The sequence below is a fragment of the Ottowia sp. genome (assembly GCF_035444425.1).
Classification (GTDB): domain Bacteria; phylum Pseudomonadota; class Gammaproteobacteria; order Burkholderiales; family Burkholderiaceae_C; genus Ottowia.
In genome coordinates this window covers 37,272-53,629 of the sequence record NZ_DAOMOQ010000017.1, presented here as the reverse complement: position 1 = coordinate 53,629, position 16,358 = coordinate 37,272, and the positions used below count along the sequence as shown (strand labels likewise).

Below are 16,358 nucleotides of genomic sequence, written 5' to 3'. Positions count from 1 at the left end.
TCCTCAAGTGGACCCTGCTGGCGGCGTTCGGCTTCTTCGCCGTGCTGATCGTCGATCGGATGTTCTGACGCGGCGCGGGCGGTCAGCGCCCGCGCCGGTACATGCTGGCCGTGGTGCGCGTCAGCCCGGCGGCGCGCAGCCGATCGACCGTGCGACCGGCGTGCGCGTGGGTGATCGCCAGGCCGAGCGCGTCGGCGGCGTCGGCGCGCGGCACAGCCGGCAATTGCAGCAGGCGCTGCACCATGGCCTGCACCTGCGCCTTGGCGGCCTTGCCGTGGCCGGCCACGGCCTGCTTCATCTGCAGGGCGGTGTACTCGGCCACCGGCAGCTCGCAGGACACCAGCGCCGTGACGCAGGCGCCGCGCGCCTGGCCCAGCAGCAGCGTGGCCTGCGGGTTGACGTTGACGAACACGATCTCGACCACCGCCACCTCGGGCTGATAGCGGCTCTGCAGTTCGCGGATGCCGTCGAACAGGATCTTCAACCGCGCCGGCAAATCGCCCAGCTCGGCCGACGCGGTCTGGATCACGCCGCTGGCGACGTAGCGCAGCTGCGCGCCCTCGGCGTCGAGCACGCCGAAGCCGGTGGTGCGCAGGCCGGGGTCGATGCCGAGGATTCGCATGGTGCCGAGTTTATTGAACCGGGGTGCCGGGTACGGCTGTTCGGTACGGCCTCACGGCAACTCGACCTGCCGCATGTACCTCACGATGGTGTTGGTGCGGTGGTTCAGGTAGCGCGAACGCGGCAGTTTCTCGAAGTAGCGCGGCCTGGGCAGCATCACCGCCAGCCGCGCCGACTCCCAGGCATTGAGTTCGGCCGCACTCTTCTTGAAGTAGTGCCGTGCCGCGGCCTCGGCGCCGAACACGCCCTCGCCCCACTCGACGCTGTTGAGGTAGATCTCCAGGATGCGGCGCTTGGACAAGAGGTGCTCGAGCGCATAGGCCAGCACCAGTTCCTGGCCCTTGCGCAGCAGCGTACGCTCGCCCGACAGCAGCAGGTTCTTGGCCAGTTGCTGGGTGATGGTCGAGCCGCCCAGGATGCGCAGCGGCCGCGCCGGCCGGTTCTGCGCCGCACGCTCGGCCGCCACCTGCTCGGCCTGGGTGTTGCGCTCCCAGGCCTTGTCGATGGCTTCCCAGTCGACGCCTTCGTGAGTGACGAAACCATCGTCCTCGGCGGCGATCACGGCGCGCTTGAGGTGGTCGGCGATTTGGTCGTAGTCGCGCCAGTCCTGGCGCCAGCGCAGCTGCCCGCTGCTGGCCAGCCGCCAGGCCTCGGAGCGCTGGAAGCTGGTCGATTGCGGATCCAGCAGTGCCATCGCCGCGATGCGGCCGATGAAGAACAGCTGCAGCACCAGCAGGGCCGCGAGCGACAGCAGCAGCCAACGGCCCAGCAGGCGCATCAGCGCGCCCCCTGGCTGCCCGGCCTGCCCTGGCCCGTCTGCAGGCTGGTTTCCAGCGTCTGTTCGCGCGTGAAGCGAAAGCGTGCGGTGACGTCGAACTGGTCGGTGTCGCGCCGCATGGCGGCGCTGAAACGCCCGAACGGCGCGGCGGCGCGGGCGATCGCCTCGGCCTGCCGATCCAGCGCGCGGTTGCCCGAACCCTGCACCACGCGGGCGTCGATGATGCGCCCGTCGTGGTTGACCAGCAGTGCCATCAGCAGCTCGCCGTACAGCTTGCGGCCGCCCGCCTCGGGGAAGTGCCGGGTGCCGCGCGCCTCGATCCTGCGCCGCATGTCGTCGTAGTAGGGCGCGTAGGTGGCGCCCAGCGTGGCCGGGCTGAGGTAGCGCTTGCGCGGCTGAGCGTTGGATTCCTCGACCCGGCGCTCGATCGCGGCCAGCAGCTTCGACAGCTGCAGGCGGCGCTCTTCCTCGGCCTGCGCCTCGGTGTCGTCGCTCGGCGGGCGCGGCTCGATGGCCGGCGCGCTGTGCAGCTGCTTGCGCACCTGGGTCAGCAGCTCCTCCTGCTGCGTCAGCATGGCGGCGATGCGGCGCTGGTGCTCGCTGGCGGCGTCGTCGCCCGGCAGAGCCTGCGGGTGCGGCGGCAGCGGCGTGCTGGCCAGGCGCCGGTCGCCGGCTTCGCCGCCGCCGGCCAGGTCGGCCTGGGCGATCGCCTGCGCCTGCTCGGGCTTTTCATCCGAGCGCGCGTTGACCAGCACCACGTCCAGCGTGGTGCGCGCGAACGCGCGTCTGAAGCCTTCGCTGTCAACCAGCCGCACGCTCAGCAGCACGCCGTGCAGCAGCGCCGACGCCAGCAGCGCCCATTGCAGCGTGCTCAAGCGTCCGGGTGCGGGAAAGCGGGGCCTCACGAGGCCGGATTATCGGCGCCGCCGGCCGCGTCGGCCTCGTTCACGTCGACCGCGATCGCGATCGGCCCGGCCTCGGGCGTGTCGTCCTCGTCCTCATCATCGGCGGGTGCCGCGGCGGCGATGTCAGCGCCCAGGACCTCGGTCACCGTGCCATGCACGTCGAGCGCGATGTCGTCGATGGCGCCCAGCTTGACGCGTACCCGGGTGCCGCGCGGCAGCGCCTGCGCACCCATGACGGTGAACATCAGCGGCAGCTCGTCGGCGCGTACCAGCCAGGCGCCGCCGGACTGCTCCTTGACCAGGCTGGCGGTGAGCTCGCCGATGCCGTGCTGGCGCAGGTACCGCAGCGTCCAGTAGCGTTCCATGCTGGCCTGGTGCGCGTTGTAGGCGCTGTAGGCGGCGTCGAAGGCGCTGATGACGGCGAACAGCTGCGCGTCCTTGGGCTTGAACGGCGCCGCCAGCGCGGCGGCCGGGCCGTGGCGCGCGGCGGCGATGATCTGCCACTGGTTGACCAGGTCGACGTAGCGGCGCAGCGGCGAGGTGCTCCAGGCGTAGCTCGGCACGCCCAGGCCGGCGTGCGGCAGCGGGCGCGCGCCCATGCGCACCTTGATGCCCGGAAGCAGGCTGGCCTGGCTGCGGTAGATCGCCGGCACGCCCAGGTTGGCCAGCCACTGGCCCCAGGTGCTGTTGGCCAGGATCATCAGTTCGGACACGATCAGGTCCAGCGGCGCGCCGCGCTGGCGTGTGGTGATCTGCACCTGCTCGTCGCCGGTGGGGAGCTGGCCTTCCTGACCCGTCAGCCTGAAGCTGTAGTCCGGCCGCGTGAAGGTCTCGGGTCTGCCGCGCACCTGCTCGCGCTGCGCCTTCAGCTGCTGCGCCAGCCGGTACAGGAAACCGAGCTGGTCGCGCCCGATCGGCAGCGCGGCCGAGGCCTCGTCGCCGCCCTCGACCGGCGGCGCGTCCAGCCAGTCGGTGGTGATCAGGTGGTCGAGCTGGTCGTGGCGCAGGTTGGCGGCGATCGGCACGCGCTCCAGCCGGGTCTCGCTGCCCTGGATCGCCAGGGTGATCTCATCCAGCGTGACGTAGAGCGATACCGCCGGCACCGGCCGGCCTTCGCTCAGCGTGTAGGCATCGACCACCTCGTCGGGCAGCATGGTGATCTTGCAGCCCGGCATGTAGACGGTGGACAGGCGTGCGCGGCCGACCGCATCCAGCGCGTCGCCCGGCTGGATCGCCAGCCCCGGCGCCGCGATGTGGATGCCGAGCACCACGGTGCCGCTGCCCAGACCCTGCAGCGACAGCGCGTCGTCGATCTCGGTAGTGGATGAGTCGTCGATCGAGTAGGCCTGCACCTCGGCCAGCGGCAGCTCCTCGGTGATGGCCGGCGCCTGCAGCGACGGGAAGCCCGTGCCCTTGGGAAAGTTCTCGAACAGGAAGCGCTGCCAGTGGAACTGATAGGCCGATTCGATGGCGCCGGCGCGCCGCAGCAGTGCCAGCGGCGCCAGTTGGGCGGCGCGGCTGGCCTCGACCACGGCCTTGTATTCGGGCGCGTTCTTGTCGGGCCGGAACAGGATCCTGTAGAGCTGCTCGCGGATCGGCGCCGGGCACTGGCCTGCGGCCAGCTCCTCGGCCCAGGCCTTGATCTGCGCGGTGACCTGCTTCTTCTTCTCGATCGCTGCCAGCGCCTGCGCGACGATGTCGGCCGGCGCCTTGCGGAAGCGCCCCTTGCCGGCGCGGCGGAAGTAGTGCGGCGCCTCGTGCAGCGCCTGCAGCATGGCGGCCTGCTCCAGCACGCCCGGCGTGCCGCCGAAATACTCGGCCGCCAGCTCGGCGAAGCCGAACTCATCCTCGGGCGCGAATTCCCAGGCCAGCGGCAACTCGACCTCGGCGGCCAGCGCGGCGGCCTGCGTCAGCAGCTCGCCCGGCGCCGGCTTGTCGAAGCGCAGCAACTGGTTGGCGGACTTGACCTTGACCCGCTTGCCGGAGTCCAGTTCCACCTGGGCCGAGGCTTCGGCCTCGGAAAGAATGCGGCCGGCGAGAAATTTGCCGGCCTCGTCGAACAGTACATGCATGAGGATCGGGATTGTCCCATCCTCCGTCGTGCCGGACCGGGTGCGGCGCCGTCAGGCCAGGTCGAGAAAGACCAGCACGGCGTCGATGTGCTGGTCGAAGTCGGACAGCGCGTGGTCGCTGCCCTCCAGCAGCCGGATCTGCGCACCGGCGTAGCGTGCGCTCATCTCGCGCCAGTCGAGCAGTTCGTCGCCCTTGGCGATGACGGCGAAGAAGTTGTGCGGGTGCCTGAGTGGCCCCGATTCGAGCGCGCGCAGCTCGTCGATGTATTCGGCGCGGAAGAAGAAGCGCTCTTCGGGCGAGTGCCAGGCGGTCTGCTCGCCGATGTGTGCCGCCAGGTCGCGCGCCGGGTCGACGGCTGGGTTCAGCAGCACCGCACGGCAGCCGCGCTGCTGGGCCACGGTGGCGGCATAGAAGCCGCCGAGCGAGGAGCCGACCACGGCCATGTGCTCGTGTGGCCAGTCGGCGGTGCCTTCTTCGATCAGTGCCATGGCCTCGCGCGGCGAGGGGGGCAGTTGGGGGCACCACCAGGTGACCGTGGGGTGCTCGGCCTGCACGCGGGCGGCCATCTTCCGGGCCTTGGTCGATTGGGGGGAGGAGCGGAAGCCGTGGAGATAGAGGAGGTGGGTGGTGCTCATTTGTTGCGATGGTAGTGGGGGGCTGTGTCGGATGCGTTGCTGGCCGGGATGTGCGCCCGGCGGCGCAGTTACTTTCTTTTTGCGTCGCCAAAAAGAAAGTAACCAAAGAAAAAGGCGACCCCACTGGCCGTGTCCCCTGCGCTTCGCTCCGGGGCAGCCTGCGATGCTCGGGCATGGGGCGGCGCTGCGAAACTCACTGCGCGGCTGCGCCGCTCCGCTCGGACAGCCGCAGCGAGTCAGATCACGAAGCATGGGCTTGCTGTGCAGCCCATGCCCGCCCACGCCCTGCGCTTCTCGGCACGGCCAGAGGGGATTGGAAGTCGACACGGACCATCGCTGCGCTCGGCTGAGGGAGTTCCTGTACGCTGCGCAGCAAGCGCAGAAAGGGCCGCGGAGCAGGCCATACGAGAACGCCGTGGTCGGGGTTTCCCCGACCACCAGCGTTGTCCCCCGCAGGGGGAAGGCGCGTGAGCGACTCAGGGGGGAGCTCGATCACGGGGGATAATTATTGATGGCCATCGTGTTCGAGAAACCCCCACTGTGGCAGCGCATCTGGCCGCTGCTGACGGGGTTCGACCTGCTGCTGCTGCTGGCGGTGCTGCTGCTGGCCGCCGGCGGCCTGCTGGCCATGTATTCGTCGGGCTTCGACCATGGCACGCGCTTCGTCGACCATGGCCGCAACATGCTGATCGCGGCCGGCGTGCTGTTCGTGACGGCGCAGATCTCGCCGCAGCGCTTGCTCAGCCTGGCAGTGCCGCTGTACGCCGTGGGGGTGGCGCTGCTGGTGGCGGTGGCGCTGTTCGGCATCACCAAGAAAGGCGCTCAGCGCTGGATCGATGTCGGCGTGGTGATCCAGCCGAGCGAGGTGCTGAAGATCGCCACGCCGATGATGCTGGCCTGGTGGTTCCATCGGCGCGAGGGCCAGACCAGGACCTTCGACTTCGCGGTTGCCTTCGTGCTGCTGGCGCTGCCGGTGGGGCTGATCGTTCAGCAACCCGATCTCGGCACCGCCGTGCTGGTGCTGGCCGCCGGGCTGGCGGTGATCTTCTTTGCCGGCCTGTCGTGGAAGCTGGTGCTGCCGCCCTTCGTACTCGGCGCCATTGGCATCGTGCTGCTGATCGCTTTTGAGCCGCAGTTGTGCGCCGACGGCGTCGACTGGCGCGTGCTGCACGAGTACCAGCGCCAGCGTGTTTGCACCCTGCTCGATCCGACGCGCGACCCGCTCGGCCGCGGTTTCCACACCTTGCAGGGCATGATCGCGATCGGCTCCGGCGGGCTATGGGGCAAGGGCTTCATGCAGGGCACGCAGACCCACCTGGAATTCATCCCAGAGCGCACCACCGACTTCATCTTCGCCGCCTTTTCCGAGGAGTTCGGGCTGGTCGGCAACCTGGCGCTGATCGCCGGCTTCATCTTCCTGGTGTTCCGCAGCCTGGCCATCGCCGCCGAGGCGCCGACGCTGTTCGCGCGCCTGCTGGCCGGGGCGCTGGGCACCATCTTCTTCACCTACGCCTTCGTCAACATGAGCATGGTCAGCGGCATCCTGCCGGTGGTCGGCGTGCCGCTGCCCTTCATCAGCTACGGCGGCACCGCCATGGTCATGCTGGGGCTGGCGCTCGGCATGCTGATGTCGATCGCCAAATCGAAGCGCCTGATGAAGAGCTGACGATCCGTGCCCGGTCTGCCGCGGGCGCGCCACAGCCGTGTGCGGTATGTCACGTCCGGGCGGCCCAGGACATGCCGCCGGCGCCGACGGTTGAAAAGCCCGCCGCGACAGGCCACAATCCGCGCCAGCCAGGCGTGCCCTGGCGCATCCGCATTCGCAACCGCAACCGCAACAGGAGATTTCATGGCCGGCAAGTTCGAACTCAAGAAGTCCAAGAACGACAAGTTCTTTTTCAACCTGCTCGCCAGCAATGGCCAGGTGATCCTCAGCAGCGAGATGTACGAAGCCAAGGCCAGCGCGGTCAACGGCATCGAGTCGGTGAAGAAGAACGGCGCCGACAGCGCCCGTTACGACAAGCTGGTGGCCAAGGACGGATCGCCCTATTTCACCCTGAAGGCGACCAATGGCCAGGTGATCGGCCAGAGCCAGATGTACGCCAATGAGGCCACGCGCGATGCCGGCGTTGCCGCCTGCATCGAGAACGCGCCGGGCGCCAGCGTGGACGACCAGACTGCCGCCTGAGCCGGATACAGCCGGCGACGCATTGACGCCAGGCCGCCCGCGGGCGGCCTTTTTCATGTCTGGCGACGGCGTGCGGGCGCGCCGTCGTCCGACAGGCGCGGGCCGGGCGATCATCTAGCATGGATGGCCACCAGGCGCCTTGTCCATGTTCACACCGAAGCCCGCCGGCCTTGCCCGCGCACCCGCTGCGCGCTGGCGACGCGCTGTGCTGGCACTGTGGCTGGGCGCGATGCTGGCGCTGGGCCTGGCGGGCTGCGGCAGCCTGCCCAAGGATGTCGAGCGCCCGGTGTCGCAGGCGCTGGCCGAGCCGACCGCCACGCCGCTGGGCCGGCTGGCGGCGCAGCGGCGCCCGCCATCGGCGCGCGAGCGCGATTCGGGCTTCGCGCTGATCGATTCGGCCAACATGGCTTATTCGAGCCGCCTGGCGCTGACCCGACAGGCCAGCCGCACGCTCGACATCCAGTACTACGCCATCCACGCCGACGCCAGCACCGCCGAACTGCTGCGCGAGGTGCGCGCCGCCGCCGCGCGCGGCGTGCGGGTGCGCATCCTGCTGGACGACTTCCACAGCACCGGCCAGGATGCGCTGGTGATGGGCATGGCCTTCCTGCCCGGCGTCGAGATGCGCATGTTCAACCCGCTGCCGGGCGGGCGCGGCGCCGGCATGCTGCGCGCGCTCGGCTCGCTGCACGACTTCCAGCGCATGCAGCACCGCATGCACAACAAGCTCTACATCGCCGACAACGCCTGGGGCATCACCGGCGGGCGCAACCTGGGCGATGCCTACTTCGGCACTGCCGACGGCAGCAACTTCATCGACATGGACGTGCTGGCGGTGGGCCCGGTGGTGCAGGCCATGTCGGCCAGCTTCGACCGCTACTGGAACAATCCGCTGGCCTATCCGGTGCAGTCGCTGGTCACGCCGGCCGAGCTGCGCGCGCTGCGGGCGAGCGTCGACGGCGGCGCCAACGGCGCCGGTGCCGAGCCGGTGCAGACCAACGCCGCGGCGGCGCGCATGGCGGTCGACGAGGCCGCGCCAGCCAATGGCGCCGACAAGCCGCCACCGGCATTGCCGGCCGCGCTCGAGCTGGCGCAGCTGCCGCTGATCTGGGCGTCCGCGGCGCTGCTGGTGGACGAGCCCTCCAAGCTGGTGCCCGAGCTGAACGACGCCCATACCGAGGACACCGTGGTCGACGGCATGCTGTCGCTGCTGCAGCAGGCGCGCGCCGACGCCCTGATCGTCTCGCCCTACTTCGTGCCCGGCCCGCGCATGATGCAGGTGTTCGCCGAACTGCGCCGGCGCGGCGTGCGCCTGCGCGTGCTGACCAACTCGCTGGCGTCCAACGACGCGCCGCTGGCCCACGTCGGCTATGCGCGCTACCGCAAGCAGCTGGTCCACCTCGGCGTCGAGCTGTACGAGATGCGTGCGCAACACAGCGTGCACCTAGACCGAACCGTGTTCGGCTCCGGCGCCGGCGGCTCCAAGGCCAGCCTGCATTCGAAGATGCTCATCATCGACGGGCGCGTGATCAGCATCGGCTCGATGAACCTCGATCTGCGTTCCAAGCTGCAGAACACCGAGGTGGCGCTGGTGATCCGCAGCCGCACGCTGTCGCGTCAGGCCGCCGCCGAACTGGAGGATGCGCTCGACGACAGCGTCTGGCGCCTCGAGCTGACTCCCGAAGGTCGGCTGCTGTGGCGTGCTCCGCCCGGCGCCGAATTCGACGACGCGCAGGACGAGCCCGATGCCAGCCTGGGTCTGCGTCTGATCCTGAACATCCTGGGGCCCCTGGCGCCGGACGAGATGCTGTGACGCCGACCCCGCGCGTCGGCCGGATCTGTCTGCTGCGTTCTTGATCGCCACCGGCGTGATGCCACTTCGGTCAGCACCATCTCCGCACCCGCGGATGGCTGTGTGGCGAGCACCTCGCGTCCGCTGGCAGGTGGTTATGCAGCCGCCTTCATATTCCTAAAACCGAAGGTTCCTGCTACGCTTTCATCCGATCCGTAATTTTGATTCCAAGCCGGCCCCAAGCCGGTTTTCTTGTCAACAGCGTTAATCGGCATTCGGGTACGGCATTGCGATGTTTTGCCTGTCTCACTCCGACCAAGCATTCCGGCGCGGCGCCGGTGAGGCGGCGGTACCTGCCAGCCGGCCGGGCGCGCATTCATCGATCGACTGAAGGAGCTTTCCCCATGAACACCTGCTTGCATGCCGCCAGGCCGGCGCCCGCTTCTGGAGCCCGTCCGTGACCAGCGCCGCAGCGCCCAGCCACAGCGTCCCCACCTACTGCTACCAGTGCGTCGCCGGCCCCGACCTGCTGCGCGTCAAGGTGGTGGAGGGCGTCGCCACCGAGATCGAACCCAACACCGACGGCGTCGGCATCCACCCGGGCGACGGCCGTCCGTGCGTGCGCGCCTACGGCTTGATCCAGAAGACCTACAACCCGCACCGGGTGCTCAGCCCGATGAAGCGCACCAACCCGAACAAGGGGCGCGACGAGGACCCCGGCTTCGTGCCGATCTCCTGGGACGAGGCGCTGGACACCATCTGCGGCCGGCTCAACGACATCCGTGCGCGCGGCCTGCTCGACGAGCAGAACCTGCCGCGCGTGGCCGCGACCTTCGGCCATGGCGGCACGCCGGCCAGCTACATGGGCAGCTTTCCGGCCTTCCTGGGTGCCTGGGGGCCGATCGACTACAGCCTGGGCTCGGGCCAGGGCGTCAAGTGCGTGCACTCGGAGCACCTGTACGGCGAGTTCTGGCACCGTGGCTTCACCGTCTGCGCCGACACGCCGCGCACCAACTACGTGGTGTCGTTCGGTGCCAACGTCGACGTCTCGGGCGGTGTCTGCGCGGTGCGCCGGCATGCCGATGCCCGGGTGCGCGGCATCCACCGCGTCAGCGTCGAGCCGCATCTGTCGATCACTGGCGCCACCTCGGCCGAGTGGGTGCCGATCAAGCCCAAGACCGATCCGGCCTTCATGCTGGCCATGGTGCACGTGCTGGTGTGCGAGGTCGAGCTGGAACGGCTGGACGTGCCGTTCCTGCGCGACCGCACCGCGGCGCCGTACCTGGTCGGGCCCGACGGCTATTACCTGCGCGACGTGGCCAGCGGCAAGCCGCTGCTGTGGGACAGCGCCAGCGGGCGCGCCGTGCCCTTCGACACGCCGGCTGCGGTGCCCGCGCTCAGCGGCAGCTGGACGCTGGCCGAGGCCGTCACCCACCGCGCGGACGGCGAGGTCGCCTCGTACCAGCAGGTGGCGGCGCGCACCGCGCACGACATGACCGTCGAGGGCATGCGCCAGTTCTCGCCCGAGTGGGCGGCCGGGATCTGCGACGTGCCGGCGGCGACCATCCGCCGCGTGGCGCTGGACTACCTGGGCCACGCCTGCATCGGCGAGACTATCGAGATCGATGGCCGCATGCTGCCGTTCCGCCCGGTCGCGGTGACGCTGGGCAAGACCGTCAACAACGGCTGGGGTGCCTTCGAATGCTGCTGGGCGCGCACGGTGCTGGCGGCGCTGGTCGGTGCGCTGGAGGTGCCCGGCGGCACCCTGGGCTCGACGGTGCGCCTGAACAAGCCGCACGAGAACCGCCTGCTGAGCGTGATGCCCGGCGAGGACGGCTTCATGAACTGCAGCTTCAACCCGACCCGGCGCGGTGCCTGGGCGGCCGAACCGACCGGGCGCAACGCGCACAGCACGCTGGTACCGCACGTCGGCAACTCGCCCTGGAGCCAGGCCCTGGGCCCGACCCACCTGGCCTGGACCTTCATGCGCAAGGCGCCGCCCGGCTGGCGCACCATGAGCATGCCCGAGCTGTGGTTCGCCTACCGCACCAACCCGGCGATCTCGTTCTGGCAGAACCCGATGCAGGCTGAAACGATGGCGCGCATGCCCTTCATCGTGGCCTTCGCCTACACCATGGACGAGACCAACCACATGGCCGACATCCTGCTGCCCGAGGCGACCGACCTGGAGAGCACGCAGCTGATCCGCTGCGGCGGCACCAAGTTCGTCGAGCAGGCCTGGGACTACCGCGGCGTGGTGCTGCGCCAGCCGGCCATCGAGCCGCGCGGCGACACGCGCGACTTCAGCTGGATCGCCACCGAGCTGGCGCGCCGCACCGGACTGCTCGAGCGCTACGTCGCGCGCATCAACCGCGGCGCGCTGCTGGCGCCGCTGGCCGGCGAGGGCTATGACTACTCGCTGCCGGCCGACGAGGTGCCCGAGGTCGACGCCATCTGGGACGCCGTGTGCAAGGCCGCCACGGCCGAGATGAGCGGCGGCGCCGATGTCCACGGCCTGGACTGGATGAAGCAGCACGGCTTCTACGTGCAGCCGTTCACCCGCGTCGACTGGTACCTGACGCCGACGCTGGAAGAGCTGGGCCTGCGCTACGAGCTGCCGTATCAGGAGCGGCTGCTGCGCATCGGCCAGGAGCTGAAGGCGCGACTGCACGAGCAGGGCATCGCCTGGTGGGACAAGCAATTGGCCGAATACACGGCGCTGCCGCAGTGGCACGACTTTCCCGGCATCTGGACGCGCGCGGTCACCGCCGCCGGGCGCAACCCCGACGACTATCCGTTCTGGGGCCTGACCACCAAGATCATGGCCTACAGCGCCGGCGCCAACGTGTCGATCCAGCTCATGAACGAGGTCGGCGCCAACGTGCGCGGCCACGGCCGGGTGATCATGAACGCCGGCGTGGCCGAGCGCATGGGAATCGCGGATGGCGACTGGGTCGAGGTCGAGTCGACCACCGGCATCACGCGCGGGCGCGCCGAGCCGGTGCAGGGCTGCCGGCCCGACACGCTGGTGATTCCGGGCCAGTTCGAGCACTGGAAGACGCCCTACGCCAAGGACCTGAACTTCCCGTCGCTCAATTCGGTGACGCCGATGTCCGACCAGTCGCTCGACCTGACTGACGCCACCGGCTCCGGTGCCGACATCGTGCGCGTGCGGCTGCGCAAGGTCCGCGGGCCGCTGGCGCCGCACGAGCAGGCGCGTGCGCCGAAGGCCGCGCGCCGATGAGCGCCACCGAACCGCTGGCCGGCACGGCCGTGGACGAGCCACTGGCCGCGGCCAGCCCCATGCCGGTGCGCTGCCTGGGTAAAGGCATCGACGAGCAGATGCTCGACTGGGTGGCCGAGGAAGTGCCGGTGGCGCTGCAATACAACGACCTGCCCTATGCGGTCATGCTGGCCAGCCCGACCGAGCTGGAGGACTTCGCCGTCGGCTTCAGCCTGAGCGAGGGCGTCATCGGCGATGCGGCGGAGTTGCAGGCGCTGCACGTCGAGCCCACCGAGCAGGGCGTGTACATCGTGCTGCAGGTGCCGCCCGAGCGGCTGCAGGGCCTGAAGGCGCGCCGCCGTGGCCTGGAAGGCCGCAGCGGCTGCGGGCTGTGCGGGTTGGAGCAGCTCGAGCAGGTGCAGCGCGAACTGCCGGTAGTCGATGTGGCAGTCCGCTTCGAGCTGCGCCAGCTGGTTGGCGCGATGGCGATGCTGGATGAGGGGCAGCCGCTGCGGACGCTGACTGGCGCGACGCACGCCGCTGCCTGGCTGGCGCAGCACGGCACGGCGCCCACCTGGGTGCGCGAGGATGTCGGCCGCCACAACGCGCTCGACAAGCTGATCGGCGCGCTGACCCGCGCATGTATCGACCCGGCACCTGGCGCCTTGCTGCTGACCTGCCGCGCCAGCCTCGAAATGGTGCAGAAGGCGGCGGCGGTCGGCATCGGTGTGGTGGTGGCACGCGGAGCGCCGACCGGGCTGGCGGTGCGTCGGGCGCGTGCGCTCGGCGTGACGCTGATCGGCTTTGCCCGGGGCGACCGCCTGGTCGTCTACACCCACGGCCAGCGGATCACTGGCCCCGCCGCCGCGCCGTGGCCCTGTGCAGCCGGCGATTGCGCCGAGCAGACGTGACGCGCGGTGGCCGCTGACCGGCGCCGCTGTGACCCCCTTCAGCCGCCACCCAGCCAGCGCGCAATCACGCTGGCGACCGCGCTCAGCAGCATCGTGCTGGTGAGCGGGATCGACCATTCGCGCCCGAACAGGCGGAAGCGGAAATCGCCCGGCAGGCGGCCCAGGCCGAGCTTGCCGAGCAGCGGCGAGAACCAGTTGATCAGCAGCAGCGCCAGGAAGATGACGATCATCCAGCGGATCACGTCGCGTTCCTCACAGCCGGTGAGTCCGGTCGCCGGCCGCGAAACCGCGCGCCGGGCCGTGCCCGGGCGTGGCCAGGCCGATGACCTTGAACAGCTCGCCCATCTCGTGCTCGGCCAGCAGCTTCATGGCGTTGGCGCGCGCCGGCAAGTCGGCCTGCTCCATGCGTTCGGCGATGCCGCAGTTGAGCAGGAAGCGCGCCTGCGAGGTGTAGCCCAGCACCTCCAGCCCGGCATCCTGCGCCGCCACCGCGACGTCGGTGAAATCGACGTGGGCGGTGATGTCCTTCAGGCCGACATCGCGCAGGGGATCGTCGTCGACCTGGTGGGCGCGGTGGCACACCAGCGTACCGGCGTGGCGCTGCGGGTGATAGTACTCGGCCTCGGGAAAGCCGTAGTCGATGAAGAAGGCTGCGCCGGCGCCGCCGCGCGCCAGCTTCTCGGCCAGCGTGACAATGAACGCGCGCTGCTGCGGGTGGATTTCGGTCAGGTAGTCGTGCTGGCCTTCGATTTCCACCGGCGGGCGCAGATCGGTCGGGCGATCGGCCCAGGCGAAGCCGCACGGCGCCATGCCGGCGTCACCCTGGAACACCCTCGCCTCTGTGGGGAGAGGGCTGAAGCGCGGGACGGCCGACGCCACCGCCACCCCGCGCTCGTGCCACTTGCCGCCGATGCGCGCCAGCAGCGTCACCGGCATGGCGTCCAGCACCTCATTGCCGATCACCACGCCGCGCAAGGCGTCGGGCAGGGCGTCGGCCCAGGCCACGCGCGGTGCGCAGGTCGCCAGCCGTTGCTGCTGGCGCTGGCGCAGTGCGCCCGACACGTCGACGATGGTGTAGCGGCGCAGCCGCGTGCCGCGCGCATCCAGTGCGCTGATGATCTGCTCGGCCAGCGCGCCCGAGCCGGCGCCGAATTCCCAAACCTCGTCGGTGCCGGTGGCAGCCAGGCTGTCGGCGATCTGTTCGGCCAGCGCCTGGCCGAACAGTGGCGACAACTCGGGCGCGGTGATGAAGTCGCTGCCCGAGGCCGGCAGGGCGCCGAACTTGCGCGAGGCGTTGGCGTAATAGCCCAGGCCGGGCGCGTACAGCGCCAGCTGCATGAAGTGGTCGAACGGCAGCCAGCCCCCCGCGGCATCGATGGCCTGGGTGATCAGGCCGGGCAGGCCTGGGGCGGTGGCGGGTGGCGTGGTGGGCACCGCCGCATTGTCACTGCAATCGGGCTGCTGCCGGCTGTTGCCCCGGTGCGCTCACGGCCTTGCGCATAATCCGAGGCTTCGCATGCCGCTGCCATCTGAACGTGCCTGATCCCCGCCGCCCGATCCTGCCCGGTGCACGCGCCGCCCAGTGGTCGGCCGACCCTGGAGCAGGGGCATGAGCGCACGCTGGGTGCTGGTCACCGGCGGCGCGGCGCGGCTCGGCCGCGAGTTCTGCCTTGCCTTTGCGCGTGCCGGCTGGGACGTGGTCTGCCACTACCGTCACTCGGCGACCGAGGCCGCGCAGACCTGCGCCGACGTGCGCGCCCTGAGCCGGCAGGCGCATGCGGTACAGGCCGACCTGGGCCAGTCCGGCGCGGTGGCGCGCCTGTTCGACGAGGTGCTGGCGGCGATCGGCCGGGCGCCCGACGCGCTGGTCAACAACGCGTCACAGTTCGAGCCCGACAGCGATGCGCAGACCCGCCTCACGCCCGAGTTGCTGACCGGCCTGCTGCAGGTCAACCTGGCGGCGCCGCTGCAGCTGGCCGGCCTGCTGGCGCGGGCGCGCGCCGCCGGCGGCCGGGGCGATGACGCCTGCGCCATCCACGTGCTGGACCAGAAGGTGTTCAACCTGAACCCGGACTACTTCTCCTACACCGTGACCAAGCTGGCGCTGGAGCGCGCTGTCGCGCTGCAGGCGCAGGCGCTGGCGCCGGGGCTGCGCGTGGTCGGCCTGGCGCCCGGCCTGATGTACCTGAGCGGCCCGCAGACGCCGGAAAACTTCGCCGCTGCCGGCCACGTCAATCTGCTCACGCGGCCGATCGAACCGGCGCGCGTGGCGCAGGCGGCGGTGTTCCTGGCCGGCAACGACGCCATCACCGGCACCACGCTCAGCGTCGACAACGGCCAGCACCTGGTGCCGCTGGCCTGCGACGTGATGTTCCTGCCGCCGCATCCGGGCACCGGGGAGGCGGCATGAATCCGATGCCGAGCGAGTTCCTGCGGCTGCATTGCCGCCGGCTGTTCCTGCGCCGGCACGAGGTGATGGCCGAGATCGGCGTGCACGACTTCGAGAAGGGCGCGGCGCAGCGCGTCTTCATCGACGTCAGCCTGTACGTGCCCTACGCGCATTCGACACCGCGCCAGGACCGGCTGGCCGAGGTGGTCGACTACGACTACGTGCGCGAGGTGGTGCGCGAGCTGGTTTCCAGCCGCCGCTTCGAGCTGCAGGAGACGCTGTGCGACGCCCTGGCCGAGCGCCTGCTGGCGCACCCGCAGGTCGCCGCGGTCGAGGTCAGCACCGCCAAGCCCGACGTCTACCCCGACTGCGCCGAGGTCGGCGTGCAGGTATTCCGCGCCAAGGACGCGCTGCCTTCCTCCGCATGAACCCGAACACCACGCCCGCTGCCGCGCCTGATCTGGGTGCGCAAAGCCTGACCCTGACCGGCCTGCGCTTTGCCGCCAACCTGGGCATCCTCGACCACGAGAAGGGCGGACCGCAGCCGATCGAGGTCGACGCCGAGCTGAACCTGGGCGTGCAGCCGCTCAGCCCCCGCGACGACCATATCCTGCACGTGCTCGACTACCGCAAGGTGCGCCAGATCATCATCGACGAATGCACCGCGCGCCACGTCAACCTGCTGGAAAGCCTGGTCGGCAAGCTGTGCGCGCGCCTGCTGCTGCTGCCCGGCGTGCAGGGCGTGCGGGTGAAGATCACCAAGCTGGAGATCTTCGATGACTGCGAGGTGGCGATCCGGATGGAGGCGGGGCGCTGGTGAGCCGCCCAGCGGTGGCTGGGCAT

Annotated in this window: 15 protein-coding genes; 8 read left to right on the top strand and 7 right to left on the bottom strand. The window is 70.1% G+C overall.

Annotated elements, in window-relative coordinates; genetic code table 11:
* Positions 1-82 precede the first annotated feature (82 nt).
* From ruvC to PK606_RS08715, 5 genes are read right to left on the bottom strand one after another with little or no spacing between them, the layout of a single operon-like run.
* Positions 83-622: a crossover junction endodeoxyribonuclease RuvC gene (ruvC, locus tag PK606_RS08735; RefSeq protein WP_324562866.1), complete on the bottom strand. Its 540-nt coding sequence runs from the start codon at positions 620-622 to the stop codon at positions 83-85.
* Positions 623-673: 51 nt separating this feature from the next.
* Positions 674-1,399, bottom strand: coding sequence for a monofunctional biosynthetic peptidoglycan transglycosylase (mtgA, locus tag PK606_RS08730; protein ID WP_324562864.1), 726 nt, complete (start codon positions 1,397-1,399; stop codon positions 674-676).
* Positions 1,399-2,304: an energy transducer TonB gene (locus tag PK606_RS08725; RefSeq protein WP_324562862.1), complete on the bottom strand. Its 906-nt coding sequence runs from the start codon at positions 2,302-2,304 to the stop codon at positions 1,399-1,401. Before PK606_RS08725 ends, mtgA begins: the two co-directional genes overlap by 1 nt.
* Positions 2,301-4,376 carry a ribonuclease catalytic domain-containing protein gene (locus PK606_RS08720; protein ID WP_324562860.1) on the bottom strand — a complete coding sequence of 692 codons (2,076 nt, stop codon included), beginning with the start codon at positions 4,374-4,376 and terminating at the stop codon, positions 2,301-2,303. Before PK606_RS08720 ends, PK606_RS08725 begins: the two co-directional genes overlap by 4 nt.
* A 51-nt stretch (positions 4,377-4,427) precedes the next feature.
* Positions 4,428-5,012 carry a YqiA/YcfP family alpha/beta fold hydrolase gene (locus PK606_RS08715; protein WP_324562857.1) on the bottom strand — a complete coding sequence of 195 codons (585 nt, stop codon included), beginning with the start codon at positions 5,010-5,012 and terminating at the stop codon, positions 4,428-4,430.
* Between the two features lie 511 nt (positions 5,013-5,523).
* On the opposite strand from PK606_RS08715, the gene rodA reads away from it, so the two are divergent.
* The 5 genes from rodA (at position 5,524) to fdhD (ending at position 13,126) form a co-directional block, all read left to right on the top strand.
* Positions 5,524-6,678, top strand: a complete 1,155-nt coding sequence (gene rodA, locus PK606_RS08710; RefSeq protein ID WP_324562855.1) for a rod shape-determining protein RodA — start codon at positions 5,524-5,526, stop codon at positions 6,676-6,678.
* 183 nt (positions 6,679-6,861) lie between these two features.
* Positions 6,862-7,200: a YegP family protein gene (locus tag PK606_RS08705; protein ID WP_324562853.1), complete on the top strand. Its 339-nt coding sequence runs from the start codon at positions 6,862-6,864 to the stop codon at positions 7,198-7,200.
* A gap of 145 nt (positions 7,201-7,345) precedes the next feature.
* Complete coding sequence (locus tag PK606_RS08700) at positions 7,346-9,013, top strand: phospholipase D family protein (RefSeq protein ID WP_324562851.1); 1,668 nt, start codon at positions 7,346-7,348, stop codon at positions 9,011-9,013.
* A 436-nt stretch (positions 9,014-9,449) separates the two neighbouring features.
* Positions 9,450-12,236 carry a molybdopterin-dependent oxidoreductase gene (locus PK606_RS08695; RefSeq protein WP_324562848.1) on the top strand — a complete coding sequence of 929 codons (2,787 nt, stop codon included), beginning with the start codon at positions 9,450-9,452 and terminating at the stop codon, positions 12,234-12,236.
* The gene (gene fdhD / locus PK606_RS08690) at positions 12,233-13,126 is read left to right on the top strand and encodes a formate dehydrogenase accessory sulfurtransferase FdhD (RefSeq protein ID WP_324562846.1); all 894 of its coding nucleotides are present in this window, start codon (positions 12,233-12,235) and stop codon (positions 13,124-13,126) included. The genes PK606_RS08695 and fdhD overlap by 4 nt, the downstream gene beginning before the upstream one ends.
* 38 nt (positions 13,127-13,164) lie before the next feature.
* Here the strand turns inward: fdhD and PK606_RS08685 are convergent, their stop codons facing one another.
* Positions 13,165-13,368: a DUF2905 family protein gene (locus PK606_RS08685; protein WP_324562844.1), complete on the bottom strand. Its 204-nt coding sequence runs from the start codon at positions 13,366-13,368 to the stop codon at positions 13,165-13,167.
* Between the two features lie 10 nt (positions 13,369-13,378).
* The gene (locus PK606_RS08680) at positions 13,379-14,464 is read right to left on the bottom strand and encodes a class I SAM-dependent methyltransferase (RefSeq protein ID WP_324562891.1); all 1,086 of its coding nucleotides are present in this window, start codon (positions 14,462-14,464) and stop codon (positions 13,379-13,381) included.
* Positions 14,465-14,735: 271 nt separating this feature from the next.
* Between PK606_RS08680 and PK606_RS08675 the strand changes: the two genes are divergently transcribed.
* The 3 genes from PK606_RS08675 to PK606_RS08665 are packed head-to-tail and all read left to right on the top strand — an operon-like array spanning position 14,736 to position 16,335.
* A complete protein-coding gene (locus PK606_RS08675; RefSeq protein ID WP_324562842.1) occupies positions 14,736-15,536 on the top strand; it encodes an SDR family oxidoreductase in 801 nt (266 codons plus the stop codon).
* Positions 15,533-15,943 carry a dihydroneopterin aldolase gene (locus tag PK606_RS08670; RefSeq protein WP_324562839.1) on the top strand — a complete coding sequence of 137 codons (411 nt, stop codon included), beginning with the start codon at positions 15,533-15,535 and terminating at the stop codon, positions 15,941-15,943. The genes PK606_RS08675 and PK606_RS08670 overlap by 4 nt, the downstream gene beginning before the upstream one ends.
* Positions 15,940-16,335 carry a dihydroneopterin aldolase gene (locus PK606_RS08665; RefSeq protein ID WP_324562837.1) on the top strand — a complete coding sequence of 132 codons (396 nt, stop codon included), beginning with the start codon at positions 15,940-15,942 and terminating at the stop codon, positions 16,333-16,335. The genes PK606_RS08670 and PK606_RS08665 overlap by 4 nt, the downstream gene beginning before the upstream one ends.
* Positions 16,336-16,358: the final 23 nt, after the last annotated feature.

Excerpts from the sequence above, each read along its gene's own strand:
- mtgA (WP_324562864.1), bottom strand. The coding sequence starts at position 1,399 with ATGCGCCTGCTGGGCCGTTGGCTGCTGCTGTCGCTCGCGGCCCTGCTG.
- PK606_RS08705 (WP_324562853.1), top strand. The coding sequence starts at position 6,862 with ATGGCCGGCAAGTTCGAACTCAAGAAGTCCAAGAACGACAAGTTCTTT.
- PK606_RS08675 (WP_324562842.1), top strand. The coding sequence starts at position 14,736 with ATGAGCGCACGCTGGGTGCTGGTCACCGGCGGCGCGGCGCGGCTCGGC.
- PK606_RS08715 (WP_324562857.1), bottom strand. The coding sequence starts at position 5,012 with ATGAGCACCACCCACCTCCTCTATCTCCACGGCTTCCGCTCCTCCCCC.
- ruvC (WP_324562866.1), bottom strand. The coding sequence starts at position 622 with ATGCGAATCCTCGGCATCGACCCCGGCCTGCGCACCACCGGCTTCGGC.
- PK606_RS08700 (WP_324562851.1), top strand. The coding sequence starts at position 7,346 with ATGTTCACACCGAAGCCCGCCGGCCTTGCCCGCGCACCCGCTGCGCGC.
- fdhD (WP_324562846.1), top strand. The coding sequence starts at position 12,233 with ATGAGCGCCACCGAACCGCTGGCCGGCACGGCCGTGGACGAGCCACTG.
- PK606_RS08720 (WP_324562860.1), bottom strand. The coding sequence starts at position 4,376 with ATGCATGTACTGTTCGACGAGGCCGGCAAATTTCTCGCCGGCCGCATT.
- rodA (WP_324562855.1), top strand. The coding sequence starts at position 5,524 with ATGGCCATCGTGTTCGAGAAACCCCCACTGTGGCAGCGCATCTGGCCG.
- PK606_RS08665 (WP_324562837.1), top strand. The coding sequence starts at position 15,940 with ATGAACCCGAACACCACGCCCGCTGCCGCGCCTGATCTGGGTGCGCAA.
- PK606_RS08670 (WP_324562839.1), top strand. The coding sequence starts at position 15,533 with ATGAATCCGATGCCGAGCGAGTTCCTGCGGCTGCATTGCCGCCGGCTG.
- PK606_RS08680 (WP_324562891.1), bottom strand. The coding sequence starts at position 14,464 with ATGCAGCTGGCGCTGTACGCGCCCGGCCTGGGCTATTACGCCAACGCC.